A 12266-nucleotide genomic window follows, 5' to 3' on the forward strand; every position below is an offset into this window, starting at 1 on the left:
CGCTCGGCTTCGTCGTCATTGCACGATCCCCTGTTCAAAAACAGGGAATCACATCCACCCAATTTTGCAACAATCCCCTTGCGGGAGAAGGTGCCCGAAGGGCGGATGAGGGGTGTTCCAGGGAACGCCAACGCCTCACTCCGCTGGAACACCCCTCATCCGACCCGGCGCTGACGCGCCGTGCCACCTTCTCCCACAGGGGGTGAAGGAAGAACGGCGCTGGCGTTCGGCCGCTAGCGCGATAAGCTCCCTGCCAACCAAAGGAAGCACCACCATGAAAAAAGAAGTCATCGAAGTACCGGTCATGTCGGACAAGGTGCGCTCGCTCGGCCTGCCCTGTTCGACCGCGGTGAAGGCCAACGGCTTCGTGTTCATCTCGGCGACGCCGCCGGTGGACATGGTGACCGGCGAGATGGTGCGCGGCGACATCGAGGTGCAGACCGAGGCGTCGCTGAAGGCGCTGAAGCATTGCCTGGAAGCGGCCGGCACCTCGTTGGACAATGTGGTGATGGTGCGCATCTACGCCGTCAATTCCGGCTTCTACAACGCCATCAACCGAGTCTATGCCCGGTACTTCAGCGTCAACCCGCCGGCGCGGAGTTTTGTGCCGGTGGCGTCTTGGCCGATGGAGTTTGATATCGAGATTGAGTGTGTGGCGGTGGCGTGAGGGTGGCTGCGATGGCGTTGACCGTCTGGCGTGGGTCAACTAATTAGTGTGGTGATACGTGCTAGAGACACGCATCACCACTGCCGGGCTCCCCGGCTGCTTGCTGCGAACGACTAGTCATGCGCAGCCAGGATTGTTGCTAAGGCGGCTGCATTTGAGGCCTCCTTGAAGTTAGAGAAAACCGATCGCTAGGGCTTCAATCATTCACGGTCGGTAGGGTCTGGGGCATCTTCGGATGCCCCATTCTCGTTGAGGCTGGGTGAATTTGCAGCCAGATTGCGATCCGGTGCCAGTATCCAGCGGTCACCCTCCCTGTAGAGGATTCCGTCGCCTTTAAGGCGAGAAAGTTGAGGGCTTAAACTGGATCTGGGGTAGTTCGTTCCTAATTTATCGTTGACAACCTTAAGTATATCGTTGGTTGTCATGCCGGATGCTTCGTCCTTAAGTGCCTCTACCGCTGCTTCCTTCATAGTTTGTGGCAGTTTAGATTGAGACGAAAAAGCTATAGCTTTTGAACGCCTGCCAACTTCAGATATCTCTAGGCTTATATTCGCGGCTTCTGCTGCTCTTTCGATCTGCTCGATCTCCTCCTCTATAGAGGAAAGTCGGTGCCGTGTTTCAGCGAGCGCTCTTACTAAAGCCCTGTGCCTTACGGCGAGAAATTCGTTTAACGAAGCCATATATTAAGTCTACGGCAAGTCCATCGCCTTTGCAAGCAAATTCGGACTCGAAGTCATGGTTGACGAGTCCTTAACAAATTTGAGTCCCTGCCGACTGGCACGCCTTTTGCTACGCGCAGTAGCTCTCCATTGGCCAAATTCGTTGTGCTTGAGCGAGTCATAGTTAACGAGTCCCTAGCTAAGTCGATCGATGAGAATGTCAGAATGACGCATCATTTGCGCAACTTCGGCGCGGTCACGCTTCCAGGCCGGGCGGGGCACCTGAGTCAATTCGCCACATCACCTTAACATTTATTTAACTATATGATTCTGTTATCGTTTCTGCGCCAGCGGAGTCGAATCACTATGGACGCGACGTATAATCTCAACGGCGGCTTCAAGCCGACAATGAAGCGGTTTGCCGATCTCGCCGGTCCGGATTACTTCCCAACGCCCGCTTGGGCGACGCATGCCTTGATGGAAAATGAAAAATTCTCAGGCGAGATATGGGAGTGCGCATGTGGCGACGGCGCAATGTCTCGGGTTCTGGAGAGTCGTGGCAATCCGGTGCGAAGTTCCGATCTATTTAATCGTGGCTTCGGTGAAGCTGGGATTGACTTCAACATAGCCCGCACACCGGCGGAAAATATCGTGACCAATCCTCCTTATAATAGCGCGGAAAGTTTCGTGCGCTCCGGAGTGAAACTGGCGCGCAATAAGTTCGCACTGCTTTTGAGGCTGGCTTTTTTGGAAGGGGCAAATCGAGCGAATACGATCTTCGCTGAATGCCCACCCGCGCGCGTCTGGGTCTTTAGCGAGCGCATCACCTTCTATCCGGCAGGTGCTGTTCAAGCCGGTTCCGGCACCACGGCATACGCTTGGTTTGTCTGGGACAAGAATGCACCAGCGCAAACTGAATTGAAATGGTTTCCGCCGGGATATAAGGCGAAGTTCGCTAGGGCCGCTTAAACCCTCTATAGATACCCTGCAGATGCCCCTCATGGATGAGGTTTCCGGGCTGGTCCTTGTGCGACTTAATGTTGCGGACGATCTGGGAGAATCGATCGTCTTGTCGACCCTCTAGCTGCTCTTCGTCCTCAGCGCTTAGTGGAATACGCTCCCTAAGCTTCGCAATCAATCTTGTGGTGGAAATCTCCTTTTTGGGTTCGGCATCTATAATCGCTATGACGTCTTTTGAAATATCTGCTTCCCCAATCCTTCCAGATTTCTTTGCCATTCTTCCCCTCCCAAAGTTGACGAAGGAGAATGGCTCTGAAGAGGGCCAAATGCAACCGGCTGTTTTGTTGATCCGACAGAGACGCTGGCGCTGCCCCTCATCCGCCTGCCGGCACCTTCTCCCCGTTGAACGGGGAGAAGGGAGCTAGTCGCCTAAGCAAAATATTCCTGCAGCGGCCGAACCTCCAGGCTCCCCGCTTTCAGCGCCGCGATCGCCTCCGCCACAGCGGCAGCACCCGACAGCGTCGTGTAATACGGTACCTTCTGCATCAGCGTCGCCCGCCGCAGCGATTTGGAGTCCGACACCGCCTTCTGGCCATCCGTGGTGTTGAAGACGATCTGGACCTGGCGGTTGCGGATGGCGTCTTCGATGTGGGGGCGGCCTTCGAGGACCTTGTTGATCTTTTCGGCGACGACGCCGTTTTCGGCGAGGAAGCGTTGGGTACCCGAGGTGGCCAGCACCTTGAAGCCGAGGCCGGCGAGGCGCTTGACCGCCGGCAGGATGCCTTTCTTGTCCTCGTCGCGCACCGAGACGAACAGCGTGCCGGAGCGGGGCAGGTCGACGCCGGCCCCTAACTGGCTCTTGGCGAAGGCCAGCGCGAAGTCGCGGTCGAGGCCCATGACCTCGCCGGTCGAGCGCATTTCCGGGCCGAGCAATATGTCGACGCCGGGGAAGCGGGCGAAGGGGAAGACGGCTTCCTTGACCGCGATGTGGCCGGGGTTCCTGGGGTCGGGCATGGCGCCGTAATGGGCGAAGGCGTCTTCCAGGCTCTCGCCGGCCATGATGCGGGCGGCGATTTTGGCGATCGGACGGCCGATGGTCTTGGCAACGAAGGGCACGGTGCGTGACGCGCGCGGGTTGACCTCCAGCACATAGACCGTGCCGTCCTTGATCGCGTACTGCACGTTCATCAAGCCGCCGACATTGAGCGCACGGGCAAGAGCCGCCGTCTGGCGCTCCAGCTCGTCGACCAGTTCCGAAGGCAGCGAGTGCACCGGCAGCGAGCAGGCACTGTCGCCCGAATGGATGCCGGCCTCCTCGATGTGTTCGAGAATGCCGGAGACGAAGGTCGCCTTGCCGTCGCAGAGGCAGTCGACATCGACCTCGATGGCGCCCGAGAGATAGGTGTCGAACAGCAGCGGGTTCTTGCCCAGGAGCGTGTTGATCTGGCCGGTCTTGTCGTTGGGGTATTTCTGCTTGATGTCCTCCGGCACCAGGCCGGGCACGGTGTCGAGCAAATAGGATTGCAGCATGCTCTCGTCATGGATGATCTGCATGGCGCGGCCGCCGAGCACATAGGACGGGCGCACCACCAGCGGGAAGCCGAGCTCGCCGGCGACGAGGCGGGCCTGCTCGACCGAATAGGCGATGCCGTTCTTCGGCTGGCTGAGGTTGAGCTTGTGCAGCAGCTTCTGGAAGCGGTCGCGGTCTTCGGCGAGATCGATCATGTCGGGCGAGGTGCCGAGGATCGGGATGCCGGCCTTCTCCAGCGCATCGGCCAGCTTCAGCGGCGTCTGGCCGCCGAACTGGACGATGACGCCGACCAGTTCGCCCGAGGCCTGCTCGGCGCGCAGGATCTCCAGCACGTCCTCCGCCGTCAGCGGTTCGAAATAGAGCCGGTCCGAGGTGTCGTAGTCGGTCGAGACGGTCTCGGGGTTGCAGTTGATCATGATCGCTTCATAGCCGGCATCGCGCAGCGCGAACGCCGCGTGGCAGCAGCAATAGTCGAACTCGATGCCCTGGCCGATGCGGTTCGGCCCGCCGCCAAGGATGACGACCTTCTTGCGCGACGAGACCTGGGCCTCGTTGGCGAGGCTGCCTGCGAACGGCACTTCATAGGTGGAGTACATGTAGGCGGTCGGCGAGGCGAATTCGGCGGCGCAGGTGTCGATGCGCTTATAAACTGGATGAACGTCGAGCTTTTCGCGAATCTTCTGAATCACTTCGGCGTCGGTCTTCGTCAACGATGCGAGGCGGGCGTCGGAGAAGCCCATCGCCTTCAGCATGCGCAGATTGACGGCGTCCTGCGGGATGCCGTGCTCGCGGATGCGGGCTTCCATGGCGACGATGCCCGCGATCTGTTCGAGGAACCACGGGTCGATCTTGCACATGGCGTGTACGTCTTCCAGCGAGGTGCCCATGCGGATCGCCTGCGCCACCATGCGCAGCCGGTCCGGCGTTGGGGTGCCCAAGGCGGCGCGGATGGCGTTGCGGTCGTCGACATGGCTGGCAACTGCCGCCCCGTGGCCGAGGCCGGGGATCTCGATCTCGTCGAGGCCGGTGAGGCCGGTTTCCAGTCCGCGCAGCGCTTTCTGCAGCGATTCCTGGAAGGTGCGGCCGATGGCCATCACTTCGCCGACCGACTTCATGGCGGTGGTCAGCACCGGCTCGGCGCCGGGGAATTTCTCGAAGGCAAAGCGCGGGATCTTGGTCACCACGTAATCGATTGACGGCTCGAACGAGGCGGGCGTGGCGCCGCCGGTGATGTCGTTCTCCAACTCGTCCAGCGTGTAGCCGACGGCAAGCTTGGCGGCGATCTTGGCGATCGGGAAGCCGGTCGCCTTCGAAGCCAGCGCGGAGGAGCGCGAAACGCGCGGGTTCATCTCGATCACCACCAGCCGGCCATCGGCCGGGTTGACGGCGAACTGCACGTTGGAGCCGCCGGTCTCGACGCCGATCTCGCGCAGCACCGCCAGCGAGGCGTTGCGCATCATCTGGTATTCCTTGTCGGTCAAGGTCAGCGCCGGGGCGACGGTGATCGAATCGCCCGTGTGCACGCCCATCGGGTCGATGTTCTCGATCGAGCAGACGATGATGCAGTTGTCCGCCTTGTCGCGGACGACCTCCATCTCATACTCCTTCCAGCCGAGCACGCTTTCCTCGATCAGCACTTCGGTGGTCGGCGAGGCGTCGAGGCCGGACTGGACGATGTCGTAGAATTCGGCGCGGTTGTAGGCGATGCCACCGCCGGTGCCGCCCATGGTGAAGGAGGGGCGGATGATGGCGGGCAGTCCGACATGGTCGAGCGCCTGGGCGGCGATCGCCATGGCGTGGCTGATATAGCGCTGCTTGCGGTCGCCTTCGCCGAGGTTCCAGCGTGTCTCCAGCGCATCGAGCGCGGTATCGAGATCGGCCGGCTTCTCGGCCTTGAGCGCGGCGCGCTCGGCCTCATGGGTCTTGCGGTCGGCGTTCTTGACGTCGGTGGCGTTGGCCAGCATCGACTTCGGCGTTTCCAGGCCGATCTTGCTCATCGCCTCGCGAAACAGCGCGCGGTCCTCGGCCTTGTCGATCGCCGTGGCGTCGGCGCCGATCATCTCGACATTGTAACGCTCGAGCACGCCCATGCGGCGCAGCGACAGAGCGGTGTTGAGCGCGGTCTGGCCGCCCATGGTCGGCAGCAGCGCGTCGGGCCGCTCCTTGGCGATGATTTTGGCGACCACTTCCGGCGTGATCGGCTCGATATAGGTGGCGTCGGCCAGTTCCGGGTCGGTCATGATGGTGGCCGGGTTGGAATTGACCAGGATCACGCGGAAGCCTTCTTCCTTGAGCGCCTTGCAGGCCTGGGTGCCGGAATAATCGAACTCGCAGGCCTGGCCGATGACGATGGGGCCGGCCCCGATGATCAGGATCGACTTGATGTCGGTGCGTCTTGGCATGGGTTCGGATTCCGTTCGGCGAGCGGCTTACACGAAAAACCGGGACGGGAAGACCCGGCCGGTTGTGCTTGCGATTCTGGTATCAGGCTAGGAGGGCCTTATAGGGAAGAGTTTTGTCGGATGTAACCCCGAAAATGAGCAGTAGGGCAGTAGGGCAGTAGGGCAGTAGGGCAGTAGGGCAGTAGGGGGAGCAGTCAAGGCAACTTCACATACTGCCTTACTGCCCTACTGCCCTATTCCCTTTGTTCCAAACGCCACCGCATCCGTGATCTCGAAACGCTCGGCCTCGCCGATGCGGATCATGTTGAGGCTGCCCTCGCGGGTGAAGCGGAAATTGCCGTCGGCGTCCGAGCCAGCCGGCCGGCCGGCGTCGAAGGCGATGACGCGCGTGCCGCCATCGGGCCAGGTCACGGTCACTTCGGCCTTGTCGGTGCCCTTGTGCACGACGGTTGCCGTGCACCGCGTCATCGGCTGGCCGACCTTGCGGGCGCAGGGAATATCGATGCCGCCGCCAGAGGCAAGAGCGTCGGGCTGGGGCGGGAGTTCCGCCACGGTCTGCTTATCGACGGGTGCAGCCGCCGCGGGGTCAGGAAGCTCTCCGGTCGGCGGGGTTTCAGCAGCCAGAGCCAGGCCATAGGCATCCTGCATGGCGGTTTCGGCAACGGATTTCACCGGCGGTTCGGCAGCGTGGGCCGCCTCGCCCAGCCGTGCCGTCAGATCAGGCGTCGGCGGAGGGGCGGCATCGCCGGCAGGCGTGTCCGCCGCCTGGTCCAGATCGGACACGGTCGCCGGATTGAGAGGCACGAGGTAGCGCGCGGGGGCCCAGCCGGTGGCCTTGGGATTGTCGGACTCGACCTTGCACCAGGGGTGCCCGTCAATGTCGTTGCAGCCAAGGTTGCGTACGCTTGCGCCGCCGGCCAGGCGGGCCTCGGTCTTGCCGATCGCCGATGGCTTGGCTCGGATATTGAGCAGGTCGTCGGGGGCAAGCCCGGTGACGACCGAAATGAAGTCTTCGGCATGGGCAGGGACAACGGCCGGCCAGGCCGCGATCAGCAGCGGAACGGCAATCAGCGCCTGCAAGCTTGTTCGGAGCGTAACTGTGCGCCTCATCATTTGGCCGTGCGCCGATATTCGAAACACCATGCCGCGACAGTCCCGCCGCATGCCCGGCCGGTTTTATAGGGGACGACGGGCCGCCATGTAAGTCCGAAAATTGTGGCGAAGCTGGTGCCGGTTGATGGCTGGTAAGCTGGTGGCGTGGTTTACGGCATGAAGCCGGTGCGCAAGCCGTGGGCCCATTCCGGCCGTCCCGCCTGCTCGGCCTGCCGTGCGGCCGCTTCGTGGTCGTAGTCGACGGCGATGGTCTCGAAACGGTCGGGCAGGCCGGCGCCGCCCAAGGTGACGATGCCGTAGCGGGGGTGCGGCGAGCCCTGTTCGGAGACATGCGCGGGCGGCGTTGAATCATCATAGGCGGGGCAGCCGATGCTGCCCGGGTTGAAGATGACCGGGCCATCGGGAACACGGACCAGCTCGGCGCGGTGGCTGTGGCCGCACAGCGCAATACGGCAGGCCGGGTCGAGCGCCGTCAGCCGGCGCCGGATCGCCGCCAGCGGCGCGCGCACCAACTGGCCATCGACGATCGCATCGGTGAGATATTTCTCGTCATGATCGGGACGGGCGTGGAAGGCGACGACGCCGGGAGCGACCTCCAGGCTGAGGGGTTGCGCGAAGAGTGCCTCGCGCTGCGGCTGCGTCAGCCGCTCCTGCGCGTAGACGTCCGAGGGCCACATCTCGTCATTGACGGGGTCGGCCGCGACGCGGCGGTCATGGTTGCCGCGCACCGTCGGCAGGTTCAGCGCCTGCAGCCTGGCAAAGGTCTCGCGTGGCCAGAGCGGGCCGGAAACGCTGTCGCCGAGGTTGACGGTGAGATCGGCGCCGCCACGCCGCGCCAAATCCTCCAGCACGGCATCCAGTGCCAGTATGTTGCCGTGAATATCGGCGAGGACGGCTATGCGCATGCGGCGGGCTCCCTTGGCGCGGCCCCGTTGGAGGCCTTTCCGGCCCGTCTTCGTTATCAAGCCCCCGCCTTAACTATCAAGCCCCGGTTGTTGCTATCAGGCTCTTGAGATCGTTAGGGCTGGGACCACTGGGCAGCCCACCCGTGGCTATCGCGGAAGCACGCCATCTGCTAGCGTCCACGTCGTCCCGAAGTTAAGATGGGAATATCCGCTTAGACAGCCTCGAAAGGCACCAGGCGATGACCCGCGACCGGATGTTCGCCCACCTGCGCGCTGCCAATGACGTCGCGCGCGACGCCGCCGCGCACGGGCACCATCCTTTCGGCTGTGTGCTCGTCGGCCCCGACGATCGCATCCTCATGCGGCAAGGCAACATCAGCACCGTGCGCCACGCTGAAACCGAACTCGCCCGGCGTGCCGCGGACGCCTATCCGCCGGAATTCCTCTGGTCCTGCACGCTGGTCTCGACCGGCGAGCCCTGCGCGATGTGCACCGGAACGCTTTACTGGGCGAATATCGGCCGGCTGGTCTACGGCTTCGAGGAGACCAAGCTTCTGGCGCTAACTGGCGACCATGCCGAGAATCCGACGATGAACCTCGCGTCGCGCACGGTCCTGCCTCCGGGCAGAAACCGGTCGAGGTCCACGGCCCCTTCCCAGAGATGGAGGAGGAGCTTCTCGCGCCGCACATTGGTTTTTGGCAGCGCTAGGGGGACTGAATTTTGCTTCGGAACCTGCGGGCTACGCCGGAACTTCGATGTCGGGGCCGCCGACCGCTGGAAGGGCAGAGTTGCCAGCCGCGGCGATGACACTGTCGAGCAGGCCGGGGAAGCGGGCGTCGAGGTCGGCGCGGCGCAGCGTGATCATCCGGTTGGTGCCGACCACTTCGGTGCGGGTGACGCCGGCCTCGCGCAATTTGGCGAGGTGATAGCTCAAATTCGTCTTCGACCCGAGATCGAGGAACCGGCTGCAGTTCAGCGGTACGCCTTCCTTGCTGGCGAGATAGCGCACGATGGCAAGCCGTGTCGGGTCGCCGAGCACGCCGAGCACGATGGGCAGGCTGATCTGGTCCGTATTGGGGTGAGGCAGCGTCATGGCTGGAAACCTAAGCGCAGTTCGGGCCGATTTCAACGCATCCGTCCTCGCCTGCCCGTACACATTGTTTCTCCCGTTTCGACCCGTGCTGACCTTTTGTGCTGACACAGGGCTGTCAGGATGGTTCAGCTATTTTCCGCTGGCTTTATTGACATCATGCTCCGGTATGTCCAATTGTTCAATAACTTTTGAACTAAGGACACTTCCCCATGGATAAGCGTCTCTTCTGGCTCGCGCTCGGATCGTTCACGATCTCGACCGAGGGCTTCGTCATTTCCAGCCTTCTGCCCGACATCGCTGGGGATGCGGGCATTTCCATCCCGCTGGCGGGCACATTGATCACCGCCTTCGCGCTCGCCTATGCGATCGGCACGCCGATCCTGGCGACGCTGACCGGCGAATGGGACCGGCGCCGCGTCATCCTGTGGACGCTGGTGTTCTTCGTCGTCGGCAACATCACCGCCGCCTTGAGCTCGTCCTTCGAGGTGCTGCTCATCGCGCGCATCATCATGGCGCTGTCGTCGGGCCTGTTCGCGGCGACCGCGCAGGGAACGGCGGTGGCACTGGTCGATGACCACCACCGTGCCCGCGCCATCGCCGTCGTCGTCGGCGGCACCACGGTGGCCGTTGCGCTCGGCGCGCCGCTCGGTGCGCTGGTGGCCACGGTCGCTGGCTGGCGCGGCACCTTCTTTGCCATCGCCGGGCTCGGCGCGCTGGCCGGCGCGATCTTGTGGTATCGGCTGCCGCGCGGGATCGTCGGCACCAAACTGCCGCTGAGACGGCGGCTGGCGGCGGCACTGCGTCCCGGCGTCATGCCGATCCTGCTGACGACGGTCTTCGCCCTGATCGGCGCCTTCACCGTCTTCGCCTTCATCGCGCCCCTGGCTATCGAAGGCGGTGGGCTCAGCCCGGTGGCGCTGCCCGGCATGCTGCTCGCCTTCGGCGTCGGCGCCGTCATCGGCAACGTCGCCGGCGGCCAGGCCGCCGACCGCTTCGGCGCGACGCGCACCGTTGCCTGGTCGCTGGCCTTGAGCGCGGCGATGCTGGTCACCTTCTCGCTGATCCCGACCTTCCTGCCGCACAACATTGCCGGACCGGCGCTGATGGGCATGATGGTGCCGTGGGGTATTGTCGGCTGGGCGTTCCCGCCGGCGCAGGCCAGCCGCATCATCAAGCTGGCGCCAGATGCCGCCCCGATCGTGCTGTCGCTCAATGCCTCGGCGCTCTATCTCGGCGTGGCGCTGGGCGCCGTGGTCGGCGGCGCCGTGCTGCGCTATGGCGCGCCGGCCGACCTCGGCCTGGTCGCGGCTGCATTCCCGATCGTCGGGCTCGGCATCGTGCTGGCCGGCCGGATGTTGGCCAAGCCAGTGGCGATGCCCGCGGAATAAGGTCTGCGAAAAGCCGTCGGCTGCCTCAGGTGGCCGACGGCAGATCGAAATCCAGCGCGGCGATGTCATCCAGCACCACGCGCAGGCGCTCCGCCTGCTCCTTGCCGACCAGATCCTCGAATCGCCGCTGGGCGACTTCCCAAAGCTTCACGGCCTCATCGAGCTTGACAAGGCCCAACGGCGTCAGCCGGACGCGCTTGATGCGGCGGTCATCCTTGTCGGCGAAGGTTTCGAGGAAGCCGTCGCGGATCAGCGGCTTCAGCGTATGACCGAGCGCCGACAGATCCATCACAAGGGCAGCGGCAAGGGCGCCCATTGCCGGCTCGTTGCCGACATGGATCTGGTAGAGCAGACCCTGCTGTGTTGCCTTGAGCCCCGAAGGGGCCAGCACATCATCATAGAATTGGCCGAGCTTGCGCGTTGCACGCCGCAGCATGGCGTTGTTGCAAAGGTTAAGGCCGGGCAGGGCGTCTTTCGGCATGATAGGTCCTCGCGGCAGAGACATGATGTCCGTCGCAGCCTGACAAATAATCCCCGTTGAGATCATTGACAAGATAGTGGCATATGCCTACTTCGTTGATAGTGGCATATGCCACTATTGAGTTGAGCGACTTTGGTGAAGGCGAGTGCGATTGCCCACGGAGCCCGGCAACACGGGGTCGAAACGAACCAATTGGTCGAAACAAGGAGCAGGATAATGAGTGCAGAAAACAACAAGGGCACGGCGGTCGTCACCGGCGCCTCGTCAGGCATCGGCGCCGTCTATGCCGACCGGCTCGCCGGCCAGGGCTACGATCTTGTGCTGGTGGCGCGACGCGCCGACCGGCTGGAAGAATTGGCTGAAAAGTTGCGCCATGCCTACGATCGCACGGTCAGCGTGATCAGCGCCGATCTTGCAAACGACGATGATGTGCGCCGCGTCGAGCAAGCTGTAACAGCCGACGAAAGCATCACACTGCTGGTCAACAATGCCGGCATCGGCGGTCAGGCCGTCGTGGCCACCGCCGACGTCGACGCGGCCGAGCGCATGATCAAGGTCAACACCATCGCCTTGACGCGCCTAACCCGCGCCGTGCTGCCGGGGCTTTTGGCACGCAACCGCGGCGGCATCGTCAACATCGCCTCGGTGCTCGCCTTCGACACCTCCTTCGGCGGCATCTACAGTGGCACCAAGGCCTATGTCGTCAACTTCACCGAGGCGCTTCACCGCGAGGTCGCGGGCACCGACGTGAACGTGCAGGTGGTGCTGCCGGGCGCGACCCGGACCGATTTCTGGGAACTTGCCGGCACCGATATCGACAACGTTCCGAAGGAGATCATCATGACCGCCGACGACATGGTCGATGCCGCCCTTGTCGGCCTGGCCAGGGGCGAAGCCGTCACCGTGCCCGCACTTGCCGATACCGCCAAGCTCGACACGTTCCTCGGCGCCCGGCAAGCCTTCTACGGCAGCCTGCACGCCGACAAGCCGGCAGCGCGCTACGGGGTTTGAGGGCTGGTTTGAGAAGCTGGTTTGCTTTGCAAACCAGGACCCCCACCCCCCGCGG

At 63.1% G+C, this 12266-nt stretch carries 11 protein-coding genes and 1 pseudogene; 5 read left to right on the top strand and 7 right to left on the bottom strand.

Annotated elements, in window-relative coordinates; translation table 11 throughout:
• Nucleotides 1-274 precede the first annotated feature (274 nt).
• Complete coding sequence (locus LB577_RS32545; RefSeq protein ID WP_224690495.1) at nucleotides 275-667, top strand: Rid family hydrolase; 393 nt, start codon at nucleotides 275-277, stop codon at nucleotides 665-667.
• A gap of 200 nt (nucleotides 668-867) precedes the next feature.
• On the opposite strand, the gene LB577_RS32550 is transcribed toward LB577_RS32545, so the two are convergent.
• On the bottom strand, nucleotides 868-1347 hold the full coding sequence (locus LB577_RS32550; RefSeq protein WP_224690496.1) for a winged helix-turn-helix domain-containing protein: 480 nt from the start codon (nucleotides 1345-1347) through the stop codon (nucleotides 868-870).
• Nucleotides 1348-1692: 345 nt separating this feature from the next.
• Here LB577_RS32550 and LB577_RS32555 point away from each other — a divergent pair, with 345 nt between their 5' ends.
• Nucleotides 1693-2295, top strand: coding sequence for a hypothetical protein (locus tag LB577_RS32555; protein ID WP_224690497.1), 603 nt, complete (start codon nucleotides 1693-1695; stop codon nucleotides 2293-2295).
• Here LB577_RS32555 and LB577_RS32560 read toward each other — a convergent pair.
• From LB577_RS32560 to LB577_RS32575, 4 genes are all read right to left on the bottom strand, one after another.
• Entirely contained in the window at nucleotides 2282-2563 is a 282-nt protein-coding gene (locus LB577_RS32560) for a hypothetical protein (RefSeq protein ID WP_224690498.1), read from the bottom strand. The genes LB577_RS32555 and LB577_RS32560 overlap by 14 nt on opposite strands.
• Before the next feature lie 152 nt (nucleotides 2564-2715).
• Nucleotides 2716-6219, bottom strand: coding sequence for a carbamoyl-phosphate synthase large subunit (gene carB, locus LB577_RS32565; protein WP_224690499.1), 3504 nt, complete (start codon nucleotides 6217-6219; stop codon nucleotides 2716-2718).
• 225 nt (nucleotides 6220-6444) lie between these two features.
• The gene (locus LB577_RS32570; RefSeq protein ID WP_224690500.1) at nucleotides 6445-7332 is read right to left on the bottom strand and encodes an SH3 domain-containing protein; all 888 of its coding nucleotides are present in this window, start codon (nucleotides 7330-7332) and stop codon (nucleotides 6445-6447) included.
• A 149-nt stretch (nucleotides 7333-7481) separates the two neighbouring features.
• Nucleotides 7482-8237, bottom strand: a complete 756-nt coding sequence (locus tag LB577_RS32575; protein ID WP_224690501.1) for a metallophosphoesterase family protein — start codon at nucleotides 8235-8237, stop codon at nucleotides 7482-7484.
• A gap of 254 nt (nucleotides 8238-8491) precedes the next feature.
• Here LB577_RS32575 and LB577_RS33590 point away from each other — a divergent pair.
• Nucleotides 8492-8728, top strand: a pseudogene (locus LB577_RS33590) (nucleoside deaminase); the annotation flags it as partial.
• A 249-nt stretch (nucleotides 8729-8977) separates the two neighbouring features.
• Here LB577_RS33590 and LB577_RS32585 read toward each other — a convergent pair.
• Nucleotides 8978-9331: an ArsR/SmtB family transcription factor gene (locus tag LB577_RS32585; protein WP_224690502.1), complete on the bottom strand. Its 354-nt coding sequence runs from the start codon at nucleotides 9329-9331 to the stop codon at nucleotides 8978-8980.
• Between the two features lie 209 nt (nucleotides 9332-9540).
• Between LB577_RS32585 and LB577_RS32590 the strand changes: the two genes are divergently transcribed.
• Nucleotides 9541-10719, top strand: coding sequence for an MFS transporter (locus tag LB577_RS32590; RefSeq protein WP_224690503.1), 1179 nt, complete (start codon nucleotides 9541-9543; stop codon nucleotides 10717-10719).
• Between the two features lie 25 nt (nucleotides 10720-10744).
• On the opposite strand, the gene LB577_RS32595 is transcribed toward LB577_RS32590, so the two are convergent.
• Complete coding sequence (locus LB577_RS32595) at nucleotides 10745-11200, bottom strand: MarR family winged helix-turn-helix transcriptional regulator (RefSeq protein ID WP_224690504.1); 456 nt, start codon at nucleotides 11198-11200, stop codon at nucleotides 10745-10747.
• 216 nt (nucleotides 11201-11416) lie between these two features.
• On the opposite strand from LB577_RS32595, the gene LB577_RS32600 reads away from it, so the two are divergent.
• A complete protein-coding gene (locus tag LB577_RS32600) occupies nucleotides 11417-12211 on the top strand; it encodes an SDR family NAD(P)-dependent oxidoreductase (RefSeq protein ID WP_224690505.1) in 795 nt (264 codons plus the stop codon).
• The last annotated feature ends 55 nt before the right edge of the window (nucleotides 12212-12266 follow it).

Origin of the sequence: Mesorhizobium sp. B283B1A (genome assembly GCF_020165735.1) — a bacterium.
Taxonomy (GTDB): Bacteria; Pseudomonadota; Alphaproteobacteria; order Rhizobiales; family Rhizobiaceae; genus Mesorhizobium; species Mesorhizobium opportunistum.